Source organism: Streptomyces rapamycinicus NRRL 5491, assembly GCF_024298965.1.
Taxonomy (GTDB): domain Bacteria; phylum Actinomycetota; class Actinomycetes; order Streptomycetales; family Streptomycetaceae; genus Streptomyces; species Streptomyces rapamycinicus.
In genome coordinates this window covers 4588300-4609365 of the sequence record NZ_CP085193.1, presented here as the reverse complement: position 1 = coordinate 4609365, position 21066 = coordinate 4588300, and the positions used below count along the sequence as shown (strand labels likewise).

At 70.3% G+C, this 21066-nt stretch carries 13 protein-coding genes and 2 pseudogenes; 6 read left to right on the top strand and 9 right to left on the bottom strand.

From position 1 onward, the window contains the following. The first annotated feature begins 126 nt into the window (after positions 1 to 126). The 3 genes from LIV37_RS18875 to LIV37_RS18865 are packed head-to-tail and all read left to right on the top strand — an operon-like array spanning position 127 to position 883. Positions 127 to 351: a hypothetical protein gene (locus LIV37_RS18875; RefSeq protein ID WP_148717830.1), complete on the top strand. Its 225-nt coding sequence runs from the start codon at positions 127 to 129 to the stop codon at positions 349 to 351. Next, the gene (locus tag LIV37_RS18870; protein ID WP_020868707.1) at positions 348 to 665 is read left to right on the top strand and encodes a hypothetical protein; all 318 of its coding nucleotides are present in this window, start codon (positions 348 to 350) and stop codon (positions 663 to 665) included. Before LIV37_RS18875 ends, LIV37_RS18870 begins: the two co-directional genes overlap by 4 nt. Next, positions 662 to 883: a hypothetical protein gene (locus LIV37_RS18865; protein WP_020868706.1), complete on the top strand. Its 222-nt coding sequence runs from the start codon at positions 662 to 664 to the stop codon at positions 881 to 883. The genes LIV37_RS18870 and LIV37_RS18865 overlap by 4 nt, the downstream gene beginning before the upstream one ends. 156 nt (positions 884 to 1039) lie before the next feature. Here the strand turns inward: LIV37_RS18865 and pglX are convergent, their stop codons facing one another. The 5 genes from pglX to pglW all read right to left on the bottom strand — a co-directional run bounded on the left by pglX (position 1040) and on the right by pglW (position 12835). Then, positions 1040 to 4882: a BREX-2 system adenine-specific DNA-methyltransferase PglX gene (pglX, locus tag LIV37_RS18860; protein WP_020868705.1), complete on the bottom strand. Its 3843-nt coding sequence runs from the start codon at positions 4880 to 4882 to the stop codon at positions 1040 to 1042. Between the two features lie 96 nt (positions 4883 to 4978). Further along, the gene (locus LIV37_RS18855; RefSeq protein WP_020868704.1) at positions 4979 to 6466 is read right to left on the bottom strand and encodes a hypothetical protein; all 1488 of its coding nucleotides are present in this window, start codon (positions 6464 to 6466) and stop codon (positions 4979 to 4981) included. Next, positions 6463 to 7860, bottom strand: coding sequence for a KGGVGR-motif variant AAA ATPase (locus LIV37_RS18850; RefSeq protein WP_020868703.1), 1398 nt, complete (start codon positions 7858 to 7860; stop codon positions 6463 to 6465). The genes LIV37_RS18855 and LIV37_RS18850 overlap by 4 nt, the downstream gene beginning before the upstream one ends. Beyond that, positions 7857 to 8366, bottom strand: coding sequence for a hypothetical protein (locus tag LIV37_RS18845; protein ID WP_148717831.1), 510 nt, complete (start codon positions 8364 to 8366; stop codon positions 7857 to 7859). Before LIV37_RS18845 ends, LIV37_RS18850 begins: the two co-directional genes overlap by 4 nt. 41 nt (positions 8367 to 8407) lie before the next feature. Continuing rightward, on the bottom strand, positions 8408 to 12835 hold the full coding sequence (gene pglW / locus LIV37_RS18840) for a BREX system serine/threonine kinase PglW (RefSeq protein ID WP_020868701.1): 4428 nt from the start codon (positions 12833 to 12835) through the stop codon (positions 8408 to 8410). Positions 12836 to 13059: 224 nt separating this feature from the next. Between pglW and LIV37_RS18835 the strand changes: the two genes are divergently transcribed. Beyond that, complete coding sequence (locus LIV37_RS18835) at positions 13060 to 15192, top strand: nuclease-related domain-containing DEAD/DEAH box helicase (protein ID WP_309471151.1); 2133 nt, start codon at positions 13060 to 13062, stop codon at positions 15190 to 15192. On the opposite strand, the pseudogene LIV37_RS18830 reads toward LIV37_RS18835, so the two are convergent. The 4 genes and pseudogenes from LIV37_RS18830 to LIV37_RS18815 all read right to left on the bottom strand — a co-directional run. Then, positions 15135 to 15392, bottom strand: a pseudogene (locus tag LIV37_RS18830) (aminotransferase class I/II-fold pyridoxal phosphate-dependent enzyme); the annotation flags it as partial. The gene LIV37_RS18835 and the pseudogene LIV37_RS18830 overlap by 58 nt on opposite strands. 472 nt (positions 15393 to 15864) lie before the next feature. Continuing rightward, on the bottom strand, positions 15865 to 17652 hold the full coding sequence (locus LIV37_RS18825) for a thiamine pyrophosphate-binding protein (RefSeq protein ID WP_020868698.1): 1788 nt from the start codon (positions 17650 to 17652) through the stop codon (positions 15865 to 15867). Positions 17653 to 17688: 36 nt separating this feature from the next. Beyond that, positions 17689 to 18357: a ThuA domain-containing protein gene (locus LIV37_RS18820; protein ID WP_020868697.1), complete on the bottom strand. Its 669-nt coding sequence runs from the start codon at positions 18355 to 18357 to the stop codon at positions 17689 to 17691. After that, the gene (locus LIV37_RS18815) at positions 18354 to 19784 is read right to left on the bottom strand and encodes an APC family permease (RefSeq protein ID WP_243146319.1); all 1431 of its coding nucleotides are present in this window, start codon (positions 19782 to 19784) and stop codon (positions 18354 to 18356) included. Before LIV37_RS18815 ends, LIV37_RS18820 begins: the two co-directional genes overlap by 4 nt. Between LIV37_RS18815 and LIV37_RS18810 the strand changes: the two are divergent. Both LIV37_RS18810 and LIV37_RS18805 read left to right on the top strand, forming a co-directional pair. Continuing rightward, a pseudogene (locus LIV37_RS18810) lies at positions 19689 to 19913 on the top strand (MFS transporter); the annotation flags it as partial. The gene LIV37_RS18815 and the pseudogene LIV37_RS18810 sit on opposite strands and share 96 nt — an antisense overlap. 102 nt (positions 19914 to 20015) lie before the next feature. Next, positions 20016 to 21002, top strand: coding sequence for an LLM class flavin-dependent oxidoreductase (locus tag LIV37_RS18805; RefSeq protein ID WP_020868696.1), 987 nt, complete (start codon positions 20016 to 20018; stop codon positions 21000 to 21002). Positions 21003 to 21066: the final 64 nt, after the last annotated feature.

Below are 21066 nucleotides of genomic sequence, written 5' to 3'. Positions count from 1 at the left end.
AACACTATCGGGTGGTTGTTCGCATGGGCGAGGGCAGTTCTGGCCTTACGGCCGTCCGGCCGTCACCGTGCCGTCCCAGGTTGCCCCACCCCGTACCCGGGACCTTCCCGGCCCGTGGTGGGGGCCGTGGACTCCTCGACCGTCAACCACCGACCGGTGCCCCCGCACCCGTACAACGACTCCCCGACCCGCGAACTGCACACCATTCCCTTCCTGCCGCTGGGCAGCGAACTGCCCGCGCTGGTGCGCCCCTCCGTGGTGGCCGATGAGCGGCGGCGGCACCAGCGGTCGAAGAGCGTCCCCCGGGTGGAATTGCTCTGTGCCCCACACGGCATGGTGGTGATCCGGTGACGACCAACGGCCATGCCGCGCCCGCCCCGGCCCCCGGCTGTGCCCTGTGCGCCGCCCCCGGCACCTTCAGGCCCCGTCACCCCGCCGACCCGCGTCCGGGCCTGTGCCCGGCATGTATCGCGGCCGGAAAGCCCACCCGCGACGGCCTTGAGCGGGCCGTGGTGATCGTGGCCGGACAGACCCTCGCGGGGGCGGAATCCCTCGACCTGGCCATCGCCGCGCCGGAAGAGCTGGTCTACCACTTGGGCGCGGTGAAGCGGAGTCTGCGCAGCGTGCTTCAGCTTTATGCCCCGGTCGAGGGGGAGCCCCGGTGATCGCCGACAAGGCGCGGGGCGGAGGCGAACCGCCCCGTATGACGATGCGCGTCTACACCATGGCACGCGACGGGATCGTGACCGCACGCCGTGCGGTGGTGGCCGTCCTGGTCGGCAAGGACAGCGCCGACGCTTACGCGCTGGGGCAGGCGTGGCCACCGTGCCAGTGCCCCCGCCACCGCGACGAGAACGATGCCCACCGCTTCAGGCGGACCTGAGACGGCCGTCCGCCCCGTGCCTGCCCCGTGGGGCCGGGCGGACGGCCCCCCGGTCCCGGTCGCCGTGCTCCCTCGTGGCAGGCGACCGGGGCCACCCCCGACAACCGCCGAACTCCAACGGCTCAGAGGCGGGGACCTGTACGGAGTCGGCCGGAGCTACTTGCCCGCCCGGCCCCGCTTCGTCTTCTCCGGGCGCCAGGCGGCGAGGTCGTCCAGGGAGAGTTGACGGCCGTACATGCCGGCGACGAGGGCGCTGTTGAAGTCCTCGGCGGGGTTGCCCTCCCACTCGTCGTCGTACTCGTCGTACCACTGCTTCACCCACGGCATGATTTCCGCGAGCCCGGCGAGGAGCGGGACGAAGCGGGGGTCCTCCTTGCGCCAGCCGTCGACGTTCAGGCGGTCGTTGAGGAGGTTGACGACAGCCTCGGCCTGGTGGCGGTGGTTCCAGCCCGCCCAGCCGATGAGGAGGGAGGGGTCGTTGTCGGGGGAGGCGCCGGGGTAGGAGACGAACCGCTCCTTGGGGACGTCCAGCTTGCCCCGGTTCGACCAGTAGCTGTGTTTGACGAAGTCGGCGGACGTGTACTTCGGCGGGACCTTGATGTCACCCCGCTTGCCGTCCTTGTCCTCCTCGCGCTGCTCCTCCCAGACCTGCTCCCACTGGGCGCGCTTGCGCAGGCCGGCCTCCTTGTAGCGGAGGGCGGCGAGGTACGGGACGTGCTCGGACTCGACGACGGAGGCCAGGACGGTGGACAGCGGGACGTCTCGCTTGCCGAGGTGACGGTCGGCGTAGAGCGCGGCGACGTCCTGTACGTCGCTGTCGTGGCGGAGGGCGTCGGCGAGCTGGAAGATCGTGAGCGGGCGCGGGGAGTCGATCCCATCGCGCTCCTCGAACCACAACTCCTCGCGCTCCATGGCGTCCAGCAGCCAGGACCGCAGGGCGGTGGCCTCCCTGTCCTTCCAGGGCTTGGTGGACCAGCGGCGCTTGAACTCGGGCCGCTCGATCAGGCGGATGTCCTTGTTGTCGGCGATGAGATCGAGCCGAGCCTGAACGATCCGGCGGTAGGACTCGGGCCAGCCGGGTGAGGAGGGGATCTCGGTGACCGGGGCGGAACCGTGGCGCTCGAACCACGCGGTGTTGGCACCGCTGCGAGCGAGCGCGATCTCGAACGCACGCTGACCAAGCTGAAGTTTGGGCACATAGGTGTCGGTGAGGTCGGCTGGATCACCGGGGAGGGTGGTGCGCGCGACCTCGGCGGGCGTGAGCAGCCCGTACAGCCCGTACACGGTCCAGTCCAGTTCCTCTTGGAGCAGGATCATGCGGGCGCGGATTCGCTCCTGCTCGGCCTCGGCCACTTCGAGGGCTTCGCGGGTGGGCGGCGTGGCGGAGGAGGCGGTGAGGGCGGTGGGCTCGTGGGCGGCCAGCTCCTGGGCGAGGGTGTCGAGTTGGCGGGTGAGGGGGAGGGGGAACTCCCTGGGGACGGGGAACTGCTGGAGTCTGGTGGAGTTGAACTGGTAGAAGCGTTCCCAAGCCTCGAAGGCCCACCGGTTGCCGCCGCCGCTGTTGTTGTCCGCGCCCCCCTTCTGCTGGGCGACCTGCTTCATCCAGAAGCCGCCAGTCGACGAGTTCAGCATCCCGAGCAACTCAAGGTGCTGCTCCTCGCTCGCGGTCTCGGGCAGCTTGATCACCGGCGCGGTCTGCTTGAACACCTTCCCGCCCCGGTCCAATACAAAGTGGTTGTGCGTCCCGACCTCGCCATATGCGATCGACAACGGCGTCCGTAGCTTGTTCGACGTCAGCCGTCCGTACTCGGACCACTTCAGGCCGCCTTCGACCTTGGTCTTACGGCCGAACAGGATGTTGTTCGCGATGGTCGTTCGAGCGGGCCACATGAGCCGGTACAGAGGCGCGACGCCTTCCACGTCAATTGGCGCGAACGACGAGGAGTACGGGAACAGCGCAACCTCGTAGTCCCCGCCGCTCCAGTCGCGCAGCAGGTCGCCGGTGACCATGGGGCGCGTCCATTGGTCAGGGATTCCGGCAGTCGTGGCAGCGCGCTTGGGCATGAGATACAAGTCGTCCTCAAGCGTGAAGCATGTAATTCCCAAAGAGTCAGCGACATCGCTCAGGCGCATTTCTGTCGCGCCTTCGACTCTCTTCAGCAGGTCGCCCGCCCCACCGCCACTCAGCGACCAAGGATGCCCAGCAAACCGCTGCCGCTCCACATCCTCAACGCTCACCCACTCTTCAGAACCCACCCCCGGCTTCCGCCACTGCGAGACGATCGCCTGCCACACCTCCCCCCGAGCCGGGTCCTCCGGCTGGCTCGGCTCCCCTCGAACCCCCAGCACCGCCCGAATAGGCAGCGACTGCCGGGGCCCGTGGTTCCGACCCACCAGAATCACCGTCGGCGTACCGTGCCCCGGGATGAACGCCCCCGACGTGTCCAGCACATGCGTCAGCTCGACACCCGGAGCGTCCCGCCAGCGTCGCGTCTGCGGGTCCTTGTAGCGGCTTCCGTGGAAGAACGACTCGATGAGCGTCGCCCCAAACTCCCGCTTCATGAAGGAGTTCGCCGTGATCTGCCCGGTGAAGCCCCCGTTCCGCTGGTCACCGCTCGCCCGGACCGCCAGTTCGAAGATTCGCTGGGCGAACGGAACGGACAGGGCGTACTTCCCGGAGCACGCCCAGTAGATCTTGCGGTAGTTCTCGTTCTCCGCCTTGTCCTTGACCGTGATGTACGGCGGGTTCGCCACGACCACGTGATACGAGCCGCGCCCCAGCAGGTCGGCCTCCTTCACGTACTGCGCCACATCCTCGGTGCGGTACGTGAACGTCTCGCCCCGCTCGACGTCGTCGAACGTCGGGTCGGTCTCGCGCCCCGCCTCCCGCCCGTGCAGCAGGGAGTCGGCCACCGCGATACGGATCGGCATCGACGGAGCCGCGGAGAGACGGTCGACCCCGCACTCCTTGAGCATGTCGACCAGCAGGCGGAAGCGGGCGATGGAGACGGCGAAGGGGTTCTTGTCGGCGCCGTGGACGGACTCCAGGGCGCGGCGCACCAGCGTCCAGTTCTCCGTGCCGGGCTCGGCCTCGCGCCAGGCGGCGAGGACCCGGCGGAAGAGGCCGAGGAGGAAGTGGCCGGAGCCGCAGGCGGGGTCGATGCAGCGCAGGCCGCGGACGACGGTGGTGAGGTCGCCGTTCTCGTCGATCTCCTCCGACGTCTCGCCCCGCCAGCCCTCGGGAACGTGTTTCCACGCCGGGTTCAGGTCGAACTCCTCCAGGGCCGGGTCCAGGGTGAGGTCGAGGATGAACTCCTCGACGAACTCGGGGGTCTGGAGCAGCGCGTACGTCTTCCGGGCGTGCTCGGACAGGTGCTGGTAGAGATCGCCCAGGAAGCGGGTGCCGAGGTCCGGGTCGGTGAAGTCGTGGCGGATGCGGCCGTCGGGGCCGCGCTCGCGCCAGAAGGAGAGCAGGCGGGACGCGGCACCGTAGGAGGGGTCGAGTTCCCACAGCGGATTGTGGGCGGGGTCGAAGAGGCCCTCGGCGATCTCGTGCTCGCGGCCGAGCGCGTGGAAGGACTCCTTGAGCCAGTCGCGGTCGTTGAGCTCGGGACGCTCGCGGAAGAACGCGTCGTGGTTGTCCTGCGCCTCGGCGAGCCGCTCACCGGGGCCGGAGAGGCGGGCGTCGGGGACCAGGCCGTTGTCCTCGCAGAAGCGGACGAAGACGCAGGCGAGGACCCAGGCGGCGGCGATCTGCACCACCCGCTCCTCCAGCCATGATTCGTACATGACGGAGGTGCGGTCGGACAGGAGGGCCCGCTCGTACTCGGCCTTCAGGGCCGCGGTCTGCTCGCTGTCACCGTGGGCGCGCTCACGCAGGTCCGCCTCCAGGGCCGCGACCTGCTTCTGGAGGTCCTTGAGCAGCGCGTCGTGGTCCAGTGACGCGGCGACCGGCGTGTCCGTCGCTTCCGCGGTCGTACGGGCATCCTGGGAGGGCACCGGGGTCATTCCTTCGCTTCGGGATCTGCGGCGTGTCGCTCTCGCGCCGGTCCGTCCATCCTGCCAGCCCGGACGGTACGGCGGGCCCACCAGGACTTACCGCTTGGCGAGCGGAATCCCGCCGAGGCGGCCCAGGCCGAAGGCGAGGCGGTAGATGTCGGGCAGGTCGAGGAGGGAGTACTCGTCGACGTTGTGGTCGCGGCGGCGCAGCACGCCGAGGTCGATCAGCTCCTGGACCAGACGCGGCAGGTCGTCGGGGTGGCGAGGGCCGGTGCGGACCAGTTCGGGGCGGTCGGCCTGGGCGTAGCGGGCCGTGTCCTCCCGCAGCAGCTGCGGGAGGTCGCGGTTCTTCCAGATGTTGATGATCTTTCCCTGGGCGAGGGGGACCTGGCAGCCCGCGAGCGGCGTTATGGCCCGCTCGACCCACGGGACGTCCTCGCAGATCTGGACCACACGCACCGCGGACGCCTCGCGGACCCCGCTCCGGATGGCGTCGTGGTGCAGCGCGCGGCCGTGCGAGGGGTAGGAGGCGCGCGTCGTCTCGGCGGCCACGTCGAGGGCCTTGAGGAAGCTGCGCGGGCTGATCCGGCCGTTGCTGTCCATCAGGTGGTTGGGCAGCCAGGCGTAGGGGCGGCCCCGGCGGACGTTCGTGCCCATGAAGGGGTCGGCGACGCGCTCGAACAGCCGCTGCTGGGCCTTCTCGTCGTTGCGCAGGCCGGGCGGGGCCGCGTACCGCACCGCTGTGCCGGCCTCGGCGAGCTGCCAGCCGCCGGTGAAGCGGCGGAACCGCTCGGCCGCCTCGTCGTCCTCGTTGCCCAGGTGGTGGAAGAGGAGGCCGTACAGGTCGGCGCGCGTCCATTCCAGGTGGGCCGCGTTCCCGGACAGCTTCGACGCGTCGGGGAAGAGCTGCTTGGCCGCGTCGAACATGTCGGGGCGCAGGAACACCTTCAGGCGGATGTTGCGGGTGCCGAACCGCATCCGCATCGCCAGGCGGAGCAGCTCGGCGATCATACGGTTGCGGGTGTCCCAGTCGCTGTGCAGATGCTCCAGGCCGTCGAAGACCAGCAGGTGCACCGTGTCCTCGGCGGCGGCCTCCGCGTCCACCCGCGCGAGGGTGGTCTCGGCCGGTCCGGCGTTGGCGCGCACCCAGGCGACGCGCTCGGCCCAGTCCTCCGTCGCCCGCAGCTCGGGCTGTGCCAGGGCGGTGAGCAGGACGGCCTGCCAGATCTCCTCCGGGAGCGCGCCGCCGGTGAGCAGGGCGGGCAGGGCGAGCGGGCCCGGGTAGTGCGGCACGATATCCATGCCGTAGCCGGGTGTGACGCGCAGCCGGTTCAGCCGGTTGATGCGGTACTCGAGGGCCGCCGCCGCGCGCAGGTCGGCGTCGAGGAGGGAGCGCGCCCAGAACGTCTTGCCCACCCCACGGTCGCCCTGGACCACGGTGCTGTCCACGTACAGCGCGGCGCGGTGCGCGTCCGGCATGTACAGGGTGTGCGGCTCGGGGGGCCGGGTGTCCGCGTCCACGGTGCCCTCCAGCGCGCGCGACAGCAGGTCGCGGTACTCGTCGGAGGTCAGCGGCTCGGTCATGGGCGGTCGTCCTCGGACTCGGTGCCGGAATCCTCGGCCGGGCCCGCCAGGATCAGCGGGACGGCCGTGTCCAGGAAGTCACGGTACGCGGCCTCGACGAAGGCACGCTCCTGCCAGTCCGGGGAGCGGGGCACGTTCATCCCGACCAAACCCGGCTCGAACAGGATCGGGATCGGGGAGTGGGGCGCGTCGTCGTCGTCCAGGTCCCAGGAGCCCTCCGTGGCTCCGGCGACCTCGTCCGGCGCGAGCGAGTCGTAGAGGACGCTGAACGTCATAAGGGCGTTCTGGCGGAAGGACTGAAGGTGGGTGTCCTTCGAGTAGTGCACCGAGTCCGGGACCATTGACGCCACCATGCGCAGCTTCTGCCGGATCGCCGGGGCCTGCCCGGACGCCGCCCACGCCTCGAACAGGTCACGGTAGCCTGACCACGTCTGGTCGTTGTCCGCGCCGAACAGCAGCGCGTAGTCGCACAGATGGGAGATGGTCACGGCCGCCACGTCGTGGATGCCCGCCCGGCTGTCGAGCAGCACCACATCGGGCAGACGGCCGCTGTCGCTCCGTTCCACCGCCTCCTCGCAGGCACGGACCGTGGCGGCCAGGCGGTCGGAGAAACGGGCGCCCTCCGTGTCGGCGTACACCCGGTTCAGCTTGTCCACGTACGCGTTGGGGATGCCCTCGGTGCCCGCGCCGCGCGCCGGCGCGATCCACAGCTCGCCCCGGTTGCGCGGGGTGTACCCGGAGCGGACCACGATCTCCAGGCCGTCCGCGTTGCCGAGCGCCGACTCCACCAGGTGGTCCACGACACCGTGGGTGCACAGATCGCGGTCCCCGAGCAGGAGCGGGCCCACGCCGGGCGACTCCAGGTCGAGATCCAGGACCAGCACGATCAGCCCCTCGTCGGCGAGCCGGCGGGCGAGAACCGCGGCCGCCGTCGTGCGGCCCACGCCGCCCTTGAACCCGTACAGGGCCGTACGGCGGGGGCGGGATGCCCCGCCGTTCTCGTCGGTGGAGGGAGCGGTGACGTGGGACCACTCCTCACCGACGACGGTGTTGTCGAGGAGCCGGACCGCGCCCGCCGTGCCGGTGGCCGCCACGACCTCCAGGGTGCGAGGCGAAGCCGTCAGGGTCTTCGGCAGGCGGGTGACCGAGGTCAGCACGAGCGGACGTTCGCCGCTGTAGCGGCCCAGCCGGCGGGTCAACGACTCCCGCCAGCGTTCGGCCTGTTCGGCGCTCGCCCCGTCGTCCCTCTCGCCGTCGTCCACCACCAAGGAGAACCTGCCGACCACATCCCTGACGAGGAGGACGTCGAAGCCCGCCGCGGCGACCTCGCAGGCGAGGGCGACGGCGGCCGGGCGCGCCTCGTCGAAGCGGACCGGTGCGTCGTAGAGGGTCATGGCAGCTTTCCGGTGAATTGGACGTGCAGATGCAGCTCGTGGGCGAGTGTCGCCGCCTCCTGACGGCGGGACAGGAGCGCCCGGTCGAGGTGGGTTCCGTCGGTGTAGCGGTCGTCGACGATCCACTTCTCGAAGTCCGCGGAGACCCTTGTCAGGACTTGGGTCAGAGCGGGGCCGGGACGTCCGTCGAGCAGCAAGGGGAGGGCCTGGCGCATCTGGTTTATATGCCCCAGAGCCTTCCGCTTCTTGTTCTGGTTCTTGGCGTCGGGGTCGTCCCACCAGAGCCGGTCGTCGTCGGAGCCCCCGCTGTTCCGCATGGACACCCCGTGCGGCCCGGCGAACCGCTTCAGCAGCCCCTTCATCAGGCACTCCACCGCGAGCCCGAACAGATGGTCCGCGTTCAACAGCCTTCCATCGCCGTGGAGATAGGCGGCGTCCTCGTAGTGCCGTTCCCCCGCGCAGGCGTAATCCGTCTTCGCCTTCTTGCTTTCCTCGTCGTCCCCCACGACCCAGATCATAGGGTCTTCGGCTGATCCCGCGTCAGCCGTCAGCTCGCCTCCTGGAGCTTCGTCAGCCCCTTCATGAACAGCCCCTCCAAGACCACCCATTCGCTCACCCGGTCCACCACGTCCACCGTGCGGCCGTCCAGCGCCGGGGTGGCCTGCGGGTCGTCCATGGGAACCAGCAGCCACAGACCGTGCGGCACGCCGGCCGGGCGGCGTGCCGCCTCCTGGAGGGACACCAGCAACTCGCGGCCGCCCGCCTCCCAGTACCGGGCCACCAGGGAGGCACGGTGGGCGAGGAGCACCCTGCGCGGGCCCGCCTGCTCGGCGAGCGTCGTGCAGCGGGCGGTGACGCGCTCGGCGGCGAGCCGGGTGTAGGACGCCAGCGCGGGCCCGATGCGGCCAGTGGTGGTGAACTTGGCGTCCGCCTTGAGCAGGGCCCCCCACCTCACCCGCTGTTCGTCGGCCAGGGCACGCAGGGCGGCCAGGAACAGCTCGTCCACATCGACCGGCAGCACATCGAACCGGGCGGCGAGGCGTCCGGCCGTATCGGGCAGCTGGGCGCCCGGCACGGTCAGGGCGAGAAACCCGCCCCGGCGTACCGCCTCCTGAAGCCGTACCTCCACCACGTGGCCCGGGTCGCGGCCCTCAGCCAGCTGGCCCTGCGCGGCCTCGTACAGCGCGCCGGTGCTTGTCAGCACCGAGCCGGTGTGGGCCGGGCGGCTCTGCTCGGCGTCCCGCGCGGGCGGGTAGAAGCGTCGGCTGTCCCGGTCGTACTCCAGCGGGAAGTGCGCCGCGGTCAGGGCTTCCTCCCACTCCACGTAGGTGACGCCCGCGAGCGTGGCAAGGCCGGGGAAGCGGGACCTGACCCGGCTCAGCAGTTCCTCGGCACCGATCCCGATACCGGGACGCACCCCGGCCGCGGCCTGCGAGATCCGCAGCGCCCGGTCGAGGCCGAGGTTCAGGGGGAACAGCTCGAAACGCGGCGTGACGCCGACTCCGTCCGCCATCGCGGCGCCCAACGTCAGCAGGCGGGTGTCGGCCAGTGGGGCCGTGCCCTCCGGGGCGGGCACCGCCCGCAGCTCCCGCAGGACGGCGCCCCCGCCGGGCAGCGGATCGCGGGCCGTCACCTCCTCGGCGGCCCGGCCGAGGAGGGTCGCGTACTCGGCGAGCTCCGCGGGAGTCGGATCGTCACTGCCCGGTAGATCCACCAAGGCCAGCAGCACCGTGCTGCCGCGCCGCAACAAGGTGAAACGGGAGGCGCCGTCCTCGTCGCCCTTTCCCGCGGCGGCGGCATCGTCGCGGCGGGCCTCGACTTCGGCGGCCGCCCGCACGACGGCCAGGGCCTGCGTCTGAAGCCCGGACCGGCCCTCCGTACCGCCCTCATCGAGCGGCCTGTGGCGTACCCGCAGTTCGGTGGCGAGTTCCTGCGCCGTCATGACCCTGCCCTGCTCGGACAGTATGGTCACCAGCTCGTCCCGGACCTTCTCCAGCCACGAAAGCGCCGCCCACCGCTCGATCGCGGCGCTCAGATTCTCCGAGACGGCCGACTGGCTGACGCCGAGGGCCCTGGCGATCGCCGACTGGTCGGGCCACGGCGGCAGTTCACCGGACTGCTCGACGTCCGACAGGCCCAGCGTCGCCAGGACGATGTCGCGCCGGGGGTGGGCGCCGGGTCCGGCCTCGGCCGGGACCAGCAGGGACGCGAGTGTTCCGATGGACTCCGTGGTCTCGACGGGCGTGTCGGCAGCCACCCGTACGGGCTGCTCAGCTGTGGCGCGCCCGCGGAGTTGCCGGGTCCACTGGCGGTGGCGCCGGTTGAGCTCCTTGCGGATGACGTTGCCCGCGCCTCGTGCACGGGAGATGGTGTGCGGCGGGACACCCAGGAGCCGGCCCACCGTCTCGGCACCGAGACCGGCGGCCACCGAGACCGCCCGCGGTGACAGTCCCGCGGCGTGCAGGGGGGTCGTGAGATCCGCGGCGGCGGCGGCCTGCTCACGGGCATCCTCGACGTCCGCCGCCTGTGTGTCGACCGTTGCGGGGGTGGTGGGTGGGCGCGTCGAGTCCGCCCGGCGGAAGACCTGGCGCCAGGACTCCTGCATCTGACGGAGGCTGTCGAAGCGCTGCTCGACATCACGATGCAGGGCCTTCGCGAAGAACTCGGTCAGCCCCTCCGCCAGCGCGGGCTCGAACAGTTCGCGGGCCACATAGAGCTCCGCCTGGGGGACGGTCAGTGGATCGCCCTGGCCGTCACCCCATACCGGCCGCTCGCCCGAGGCCATCTCGTGCAGCGTGACCGCCGCCGCGTACCACTCCGCGTGGTCGTCGTAGCGGGCGCGGCGGCTGCCGCCCAGGAAGGGGTCGAGATAGCCCCGGGTGCCCGCGTGGAGGTCCTGGTCGGAGGCGTCGGCCAGGGAGAAGTCGAACAGCATCAGCTGCCAGGAGCCGTCACTGCGCTTGAACAGCCCCAGATTGTCCGGCTTGATGTCGCGGTGTCGCACCCCACGGGCGGCCAGGCTGTCCAGGGCCTCGAAGAGATCGTTGCCGAACCGCTCCAGCTGGGTGTATCCCAGTCGGCCCTCGCCGCGCAGCCGCGACCCGAGACTGACCGGCTCCCGGTCCCCAGCCGGCCGGAACCCGCCCGCGTACTCGATCTCCAGGACGGTGTGGCCGACGAGTTCACGCGGGGGCGCGAACAGCTTCACGACGCGGTTGCCGCCCACCTCGCGCAGCGCCCTCGCCTCCGCGTGGAGCCGCCTGTCCTTCTCCCGGTCGAGCCCCACCTTGAACACCCGCAGGGACGACGGGTCCGGGACCCCGTCCTCGACGCGGCGCACCAGCAGAGCGCGGGCGGTCGCGCCGGTGCCGAGGACCCGTACCACTTCCCACTCGGCGTCGACGCGGCAGCCGGCCTTGGCCGTGAGCGGGTCCTCGACCTTGACGGCCCCGCGCCGGGCCGCGGCATCGTCCGCCTCGGCCGCGTCGAGCAGTCGCAGGAACTCTTCGGCGGACGACAGCCTGTTCTGCACGTCGGAGGCGGTGGCCCGGAAGACCAGGTCGTCCAGCGCCGCGGAGACGCTGTCGGACGCCGCGGACGGATGGAGCCCGCCCTCCGCGGCGAGCCGGTCCACCAGAACACCCCGCGCGTCGGCGGGCGGCTTACCGGTGAGCAGCAGATAAGAGACGGATCCCGTACCGAAGACGTCGAGGTCCACCGGATCGGCGAACTCCCTGGCGGCCTCCGGGGCGAGGTACACCTGGGCGATGTCGGCCACCAGTCCGGAATCGAGCGGTGTCTGCCCGAGGCTGAGGTGCGAGGTGGTGCCGAAGTCCCTGGCGGCGGTCTGCCAGTCGGCGATCCGCAGCACCGGTTCCGTGTCGTCCTCACGTGCGGACACGTACACCGAGCGCGCCGACAGCGCCCGGTGGTACAGCGATCGGTTGTGGGCGTAGCGGACGGCCTCGGCGAGCTGGCGCACCAGGTCCAGGCGTACGGCGGGCGTGAGCCGGTCGCCGTACGCGTCCAGGTACGCGTCGAGCCGCAGGTCCGACTCCCGGTGCCGGAAGAGGATCGCCGGGCCGCCCTGGTGCTCGCGGATCTGGACGGCCTGGACGATGCCGCGGTGGTTGATGCCCTGGAGCACCTGGTACTCGCGCAGGGCCGCCCGGTCCACCCGGCCACGCTGCTCCGCCGACGCCGCCTGGCCCGACAGATAGATCCGGACCCTGCCGCTCTCCTTGACCAGGCCGTCGTCGCGTACGGCGAGCCGGTCCTCCCAGCCGGGGCCCGCGTCCAGCGCGCGTGGCGCGAGCCGCCAGTCGTCCCCGAAGCGCAGGTGGCTGGTGGAGTGGCTGATCCCGATACGCTTCATCAGCATTTCGAGCCGCTGGCTGTCCTGCGGGGTGACCCGCCAGCTCTCCCGCTCCGGCGGCAGCCCGAGCAGACCGTCCCAGATGCCGGGCAGACCGCTCGTACCGCCGCTGCGTCCGTACACCGACGCGCGCTGGAACTCGTCCAGCTCGCTCACCAGGTCGGTGTCGTGCAGGAAGACCGCGGGCTTGATGTAGGGGATCTTCGCCTCGGGGACCCCCGCCGCGTGCGCGGCACGCTCCAACTGTGCCTTGAGCTCCTTGGCCTTGAGGTCGGTGAGGTGCAGAGGGTTGCGCAGCGTCCGCACCCGGTCACCGTGGAACTGCCAGGTGTCCCCGTGGTTCACCACCCGGCCGGGGTGCCCCTTGAGCTCCAGCAGGTAGACGCCGCCGGGCACGGCGATCAGCAGATCACACTCGTTGACCCGGCCCGTGACACCGGTGAACCGGAATGTCGCCCACGCCCGATACGGCTCGGCGTTCGGCATCAGCTGCCGTACGTGCTCAAGCCCCTCCTGCTCCCACCGGAAACCGGACCGGCGCGGCTGGAACCAGTGCTCGCGACGCGCCGAGGGACCGGGCTTGGCGGCGGTCGGCGTCACGTGGAGTCCTCCGGTCATGGGTGGCGCGGCAATGAGGCAAGCCTAGCGATGTCAAGCGCGGAGCCGGAGGCCCCTTCTGGCGGCTGTGTGCCGGCTCGATCGCCGACTGCAAAAGCCTCAGCCGCCGCTCCGCGTATCCGGTGATCGCAGCGCATGGCCGAAGTCGTTCGGCGGGGACGAACCTCGTCAGCCGTGCACCCTGTCCCGCCGTCGCTGATCGTTTTATGATCACTACTCTGCGTACGAGGGGGAGGGGTATGGCGGCTGGCGGATCGGCATCGCGGCGGGCGCAGGAGGCGCGACGGCAGGAACGGCTACTGAGAGAGCAGTGGCAGGCGGCCCGGCAGCAAGCACGCCGATGGGAAGCCGCAAGTGAGGGCGAACGCAGGGTCGCGGCCCAGCTGCTGGTCCTGACCGCGCGCGGGTGGCGGTTACTGGTGGACCGCAGGTGGCCGGGGACGCGGATGGCCAATGTGGACATGTTGTTGGTCGGTCCTGGCGGGGCGTTCGTCCTCGATGTGAAGAACTGGCGCTCCGCACCGGAGTGTTCAGAGGGAAGACTCAGCGTTGACGGCGAGCCTCGCGACGAGCATGTGGCCAAGCTCCTTGCCGTGACGAAGGTAGCCGAGTCGGCGGTGGCGTCCTTGGGCATGTCCCCGGTCGCGGTCCAGCCCCTCATGGTTTTCGCAGGGCACCGAGTCGATGCTGAACTGGGCAGGGTTCGGCTGCTGGGGGAGCATGAGGTCGGACCGGCCCTGCTCTCGGAGCGTCACCGATTGCGCCCCGAATCCGTACGCGTCATCGCCGACCACCTGGATCGGGCCTTCCCTGAGTACGAGGGAGCCTTCGCGACTCGGGCCATATCGCCTCCACCGCAGGCACCGCCTCAAGAAGAACTGTCCGACGGTCTGTTCGACCTCGACGGGCTGCGTGAGGCAGCTCTGGAAGAAGCGCTGCGGGCCCCGATCGAGCAGTGGATGACCTTCCTCCACCCCGATCAGGTAGCCCTGGTACGCCGGAACTGGGCCGGCCCCGCGCGGATCAGCGGCCCGGCGGGCACTGGCAAGACCGTCGTCGGTCTGCACCGCGCAGCCCACCTCGCCCAGCGCACCACCGGCCGGATCCTGTACGTCACGTTCGCCAACAATCTCCCACGGGTGCAGGCCACCTTTCTCAAGGCCATGTCTCCCGCCGTGGCAGACAGGATCGACTTCCGCAGCCTGCACTCCTGGTCTCAGGAGTTCCTGCGCGACTGCGGCGTCTCGGTTCGGCTGCACGGAGAAAGGGCCCAGACCGCCTTCAGCCTCGCCTGGAAGAACGTCGGCCGCGACAGCTGCCTGACCGAGATCGACCCGGCACCGGGCTACTGGAAGGAGGAGATCGACCACGTCATAAAAGGGCGGGGTATCACCTCCTTCGAGGAGTACGCCACGGTGCCCCGCCGACGCCGTCGCGCGAGCCTGCGCCGCCCGCATCGGGAGGCCGTCTGGGCTCTGTACGAGGCGTACGAGGCGCTTCGTGTCGAGCGTGGCGTGCACGACTTCAACGATGTCCTCTCCCTCGCCCTGGCAGAGGCCCTCCGCCGCACGGGGCAGCACCGCTACGCGGCTGTGGTCGTGGACGAGGTCCAGGACTTGACCCTGGTCGGAGTGCGCCTTCTGCATGCTCTCGTCGGAGACACTCCCAACGGGCTGCTGCTGGTCGGTGACGGTCAACAAGCCGTCTACCCCGGAGGGTTCCGCCTGTCCGACGCGGGCATCGACATCCGCGGCGACCGGGGACAAGTGCTGCACATCAACTACCGCAACAGCAAGGAGATCCTCGACGCGGCGCTTGCCGTCGTCGCCGAGGACTCATTCGAGGACATTGACGGGCTGCGCACACCGGGCCGCCGAGACGTCGACCTCACGTACCACGACGGTCACGTGATCCGTGTCTCGAAACCGACACCATCCGAGCACGACCAAGCTCTTCTGGAGGCCCTGCACAGCCTGCCACCGGGAGCCCGCGCCGACACCGCGGTGCTCTGCCCCTCCATGCGCGCCATCGGCCGCTACCAGCGGCTTCTCGAACGGGCGAGCATCCCGGTATGCCTACTGGAACACTACGACGGCCGCCCTGTCGACGCCGTCAAACTCGGCAGCTATCGCCGGGCCAAGGGACTGGAGTTCAAGCGGGTTTACCTCCCAGAGCACGACGCAACTATGCCGGACGGCTCCCGCACACCCGACGCGGAAGTCTCCGAAACGGGGCGCGAGCGCAACGAGCTGTCCCGCAGCCAGCTCTTCGTGGCCATGACCCGAGCGCGTGACGTGCTGTGGCTGGGCAGCGTGAACCGACCGTCAGCGGAGCGATGACGGGCAGGGCTTGTGTCCCAGCCAACCTTCCATCCGGTGAAGAAGAAGGTCTTGCCGGCCGAGCCGATGGTGACCGTGCGCTCGCGCATTCCGGGCAGGGCCGCGATAGGGCGGTGTGAGCCCTCGTAGACAAGGCGCTCGTCGACCTCGTCAGTGACGACGAGCAGGTCGTGCTTGATGGCGAGCGCGGCGATGGCGCTCTGATCCTTGGCGGTCAGGACCATCCTGGCTCATAGCCGGTCGCGGCCTCGCGAGATGTAGGGATAGTCGAGGGCTGAGGGGGTGCACACGCTCTTCGTCGGACTCCGCCTCTTGCCCCAGGAGCATGCTTGCCTTTGCCGAGATGTCACGCAGGAGCGCATCCCTCGGATCGTGCATGGTCGTGCTCCCCTTGGGGCGTGGCACCATGGCGACTTCCATCCGCAGTGGTGCCGTCACCGGGCGGCAACGCTGGTGGATTGCCTCATTCGCGCAGTCCCCGTGGCTGACGTCGCCATTCCTCGTTCCCGAGGCGTGGCACTGGTGCCGCTCCATCTTGCAGACGGTCACGCGGCCGGTGCCCGTGGAGATGTCCACGCGGACACACCGCACCCCGGACGCGATGACGACCGCCCGTGCGGCCGGGTCTCGGCTGCACGGGCGGTCGTCGGCCATGGCGGGCGCGGCGCCGTCTCAGAGGTGCTGTTCGGTGGCCCGGGTGCGGTGGTACTCGTCCTGGCGCTCGTCGGTGATGTACGCCGGGATCGGGAAGTCCCACCAGCCGGGCACCCAGGGGCCCGCGGCGTCGCGGTCCGTGGGAACCTCGATCACGGCGGGTGCCCCGGACTGGACCGCCTTGCGCAGGGTCGGCTCCAGGGACGCGGCGTCGTCGACCTTCCACGACTCGATGCCGAAGGCCCGGCCCATGGCCGCGAAGTCGGGGCTGTACGGCGAGCCGTCGGGGTGGGAGAACTCGGTGCCGATGTGGCGCGAGGTCTGCTTGCGCTGGCCACCGCGGATCGACATGTAGCCCGCGTTGTTCTGGACGACGAAGATCACCGGTGCGCCGGCGGTGACGCTCAGGGCGATCTCCTGGGAGGTCATGAGGAAGTCGCCGTCGCCGAGGACACACACGACCGGGCTGTCCGGTCGGGCGAGTTTGGCGCCGATGGCCGCCGGGATGGCCCAGCCCATGGAGGAGAAGCCGCCGGAGGTGAGGTGGGTGCGCGGCGAGTAGACGGGGAAGGTCTGCTTGACCGCCCCCTGGGTGTTGCCCGACCCGGCGACGATGATCGCGTCGCGCGGGAGCACGGAGCGCAGGGCGCCGACCGGGCGCTGCGAGGTGAACGGGAAGCGGTCGCTGTCACGGCGGCCGGCGAGCTTCTCCTCCCAGTCCTGCTTGAGGCTTGCGAGTTCGGCGAGGTACTCGGAGCGGTCTACGCCCTTGCCGGGGAGGGAGTCGACGATGGCTGCCACGGCTCGCTGCGCGTCCGCGACGATGCCCACTTCGGCGGGGTAGTTCTTGCCGATCTCGTGCGGGTCGATGTCGATGTGGATGAGCTTCGCGGGCGGGATGGAGAAGCTGATGCCCTTGGCGTAGCTGGAGGCGGACCAGTCGGTGAAGCGGCAGCCGACGGAGATGACGACGTCGGCGGAGCCGGCGATCGCGTTGCCGGTCATCGTGCCGGTCTGGCCGACACTGCCGGCGAACAGCTCGTGGTCCTCGGGGAAGGCGCTCTTGCCGTTCCACGTGGTGACGACCGGGATCTGCCACCGCTCGGCGAGCGCGAGGACCTGGTCGGACGCCTCGGACGTGATCGCACCGCCGCCGACCACGATGACCGGCCGGGTGGCCGCGCGGAGTACGTCGACCGCACGCTCCACGGCTTCCGGGTCGGGGTGCTGGCGGCCGACCGGGATGCGCCGCTCCAGGTCGTGCAGCTGCACGTCCGCCGCCTCGGCCTGGACGTCCATGGGGACTTCGAGGTGCACCGGGCCCGGGCGGCCGGTCAGCATGGAGTTGAAACAACGGTGCAGGACGAAGGGGAGCTCCTCGACCCGGGTGACGACCCAGTGCCGTTTGCTGACGGCCTCGGCCACCTTGGGGAAGTCGTTCGCCGTGTAGCGGTCGAGTTCCTGCAGCAGGCCGTGGCCGCGCATATGGGTCGGCGGGCCGCCCGTGACGACGAGGACACTGGTGGAGTCCGTGAACGCGGTGCCCATGCCGATGACGGTGTTGCTCGCGCCGGCGCCGATGGAGGTCACCGCGGCCTGCGGGCGGCCGGTGGCGCGGTAGTAGCCGTCGGCGAGGTGGACGGCGCTCTGCTCGTGGAAGGTCTGGATGAAGGGGATCTGGGACTCGTCGTCCAGGAAGGCGTCGGTCAGTGACCAGATGCCGTGGCCGGGGATGCCGGCGACGACGTCGACCCCGTAGTTGTGCAGGGTCCGGGCGACGATCTGGCCTCCGGTGAGGACAGGCATGGTGTGTTCCCAATCAGCTCGGATCGGACGGTGGGATCAGGCGTTCTGACGGGCGGCCCAGGCGAAGCCCTGGGTGCACAGGCGGGTGATGTCCGGGTTCTGGAGGTCGTCGAGGTCGTGTCCGACCGCGCTGTAGAAGACGCGGCCCTCGCCCCAGGTGCGGGTCCATGCCTGAGGGACCGTCTTTCCCTCCAGCCACGGCAGGTGTTCGCCGGTGAAGGTGGACTCGGCCAGGACGTGGTTGTTGGGGTCGACGGACATGTAGTACTGCTCCGACGCGACCCGGAAGTCCTTCACCCCGGCGGTGATCGGGTGGCCGGTGTCCGTGACGGTGATCTCGTAGGGGTACTTCACGCCTTCGCCCGCGGGGTGTTCGAGGAAGCTGCCGCCGAGCAGCCAGTGGTACTTGAGGCTGGTGCGGAACGCGGCGGCCGCGCCGTGCCAGGCGGCGATCCCGGTGCCGCTCTCCACCGCCCCCAGCAGGTTCGACTCCTGGGCGGCGGTCAGCCCCTCGGACAGCAGGGCGTTGTTCCAGTTGAGCGCGATGAGGTCGTAGCCGGTGAGGTCGGCGTCGAGCGAGAAGATGTCGTTGGTCTCGTCGACGTCGAATCCGAGGTTTTGGAAGATCGGGAGGGCCCACTCCTCGGCCACCTGGTAGGGCTTGTGCCCCGGCCAGCCTCCGTACAGATACAGGACGCGTGTCATGCGGGGTTCCCTCCGGTCGTGCTCTCAAGGGCCGCGGCGCGGCGGCGCAGGCGCTCGGCCACCTCCATGGCGTCGCCCTCCGGCGCGGTCGACTTGCGGTCCGGCTTCATGGTCAGCAGATACACCAGACCCACGGCCGAGACGACGAGGAAACCGACGAGTGTGATCCACTGGTCCACGAACGAGGTTCCCGAGCCGCCGGTGGGCAGAGCGAGAAGAACCATCCCGAGCACGCCGTAGACCAGGGCCGCCACGTTGACCACGAAGCCCCAGCGGCCGAGGCTCCAGGCTCCGGCGGGACGCCAGCCCTTCAGGCGCATCCGCAGCGCGGCCAGTACGACCATCATGAACGCCGCGTATCCGGCCAGCACCTGGAACGACACGATCCTGGTGAGGGAGTCGGGCGAGAAGTAGACGAACACGAAGATCAGCACCGGGACGACGTTCACGGCCAGCAACGCGTTCATGGGGACGCGGCGCTTGCGGGAGATCTTCGAGAAGACGCGGGATCCCGGGAACATGTCGTCGCGGGCGAAGGAGAAGACGATCCGGCTCGCGGCGGCCTGCTGGCTCATCACACCCGCGATGAAGGACGTGACGATGACCGCGAGCACCGCCTTCGTGCCCACGCTGCCGAGCGAGCTCTGGAGGATCGAGGGGATCGGGTTGGTGTCCTTGCCCGAGAGGATCGAAGCGAGGTCCGGAGCCGCGAGGGCATAACCAACGAAGGCGAAGAGCGCGGCCACTCCGCCGACGGCCACGGTCAGCTGCATGGCCCGCGGGATGCTGCGGGAGGGATTGGGGACCTCCTCCGCGATCTCGCCGCATGCCTCGAAGCCGTAGAAGAGGAAGAGCCCGACGAGCGAGGCGGCGATGAAGGCTATGAGGTAGTTGTCGTGGTTGGAGCTGCTGGTCTGGAAGAAGATCGAGAAGGAGTTGTGCCGTTCGAAGATCAGCAGGTAGAGGCCCACGAGAACGATGCCGATCAGCTCCGCGGCAAGTCCGATCTTCGAGATCAGAGCCAGTGTCCTGGTGCCGAAGCAGTTGCAGATCAGGCAGACGACGGTCATGCCGATCGCGATCCACAGGCGCTGGGTGGGGGTGGAGCTGATGCCGGGCGCGTCGGCGGTTCCGGCGAAGAGGCTGGCCAGGAAGTCCGAGCTGAAGAGTGCGGTGCTGGTGATGCCGATGGTGATGGTACAGATGTAGATCCAGGCGTTGAACCAGGCATATCGCCCGTTCCACAGCCGTCTGACCCACTGGTAGAGCCCGCCCGCGAGCGGGAACTGCGAGACGACCTCGCCGAAGACCAGCGCGACCAGGAACTGCCCGACCCCTCCGCCGCCGGGGCCAACGTCTCCCGCGTCGCCGGACTCGGCTACGTCGGCATGCTCGCCGGCCCGGCCGTGATCGGCTGGCTGACCCACGTCGTCGCCCTCAACCACGCCTTCGTCCTGCTGACCCTGCTGTGCGCGACCACCGCCGTGAGCGCCGGCGTCCTGCACACCGGACCCGACCGCGCCCGCCGCCCCGAGATGGCGGCCGGCAGCCACTGACCGCTTGTGCGGCACGGTCCCTGACAACCATGCCGCACAAGCTCTCCTCTCCCGGTCACCAGGGCCGGGAGCAACGCCCTCAGCCGACCGAAGGAGCCCCAGATGTCCGAGTCACCCGCACCCCCCGCCCGCGGCCCTGTCGGTGTGATGCTGCCGCTCGATCTCCCCGTCGGCGAGGTGCTGCCTTATGTCCGGCGCGCCGAGGAGCTGGGGTTCGACCAGGTCTGGGTGGTGGAGGACCTCGGCTGGCGCGGTGGTGTCGCCCAGGCCGCCACCGTCCTGGCCTCCACCAAGAACCTCACTGTCGGGATCGGGATCATGCCCGCCGGCGCCCGCAATGCGGCCTTCGCCGCGATGGAACTGGCCACCCTCGCCCAGCTCCACCCCGGCCGGCTCATCGCGGGGATCGGCCACGGCATGCCCGGCTGGATGCGCCAGGTCGGGTCCTGGCCCGAAAGCCCTCTGACGCTGATCAAGGAGTACGCGAGGGCGCTGCGCCTGCTCATCGCGGGTGAGCCCGGTCCCGAGAACGGCCGGTACGTCCGCTGCGAAGGCGTGGTCCTCACCGAGATCCCGGACATCGTCCCCCCGGTGATCCTTGGCGTCCGGGGCCCCAAGTCGCAGGCAGTCGCGGGCGAGGTCGCCGACGGGCTCCTGCTGGCCGAGCCCGCCGCACCCGCGTACATCACCGCCTCCCTGCGCAACCTGGGCGCCTCCGCGAACCCTCGGGAGACCGTCGTCTACGACGCCGCAGCCGTGGACGACGACGAGGAAGCCGCCCTGAGCCGTGTCCGCGCCGCCCTGGAGTCGGTCGGTGAGCCGCAGTGGGCCGCGCACATCGACCCCCTGCCCTTCGCCGAGGAACTGCACGCACACCGCGCCGCCAGCCCCGACGCCCGGCACTTCGCCCGGACGATGCCCGCCGACTGGGTCCGTCAGCTGAGCATCGCCGGCACCCCCGCCCAAGCCCGCGCGGCGATCGACGCCCGCCACGCCGCAGGGGCGACCAGCGTCGTGCTCGCCCCTGCGGGCCCCGACGCCCTGGCCGCCCTCGACTCCCTCGCCCGCGCACTGCACGACCGGCACTGAACTCGACGCCCCGAGACCCAAGGGAACCGACCCTCATGACCACCGACCGCCGCCGCATCGTGCT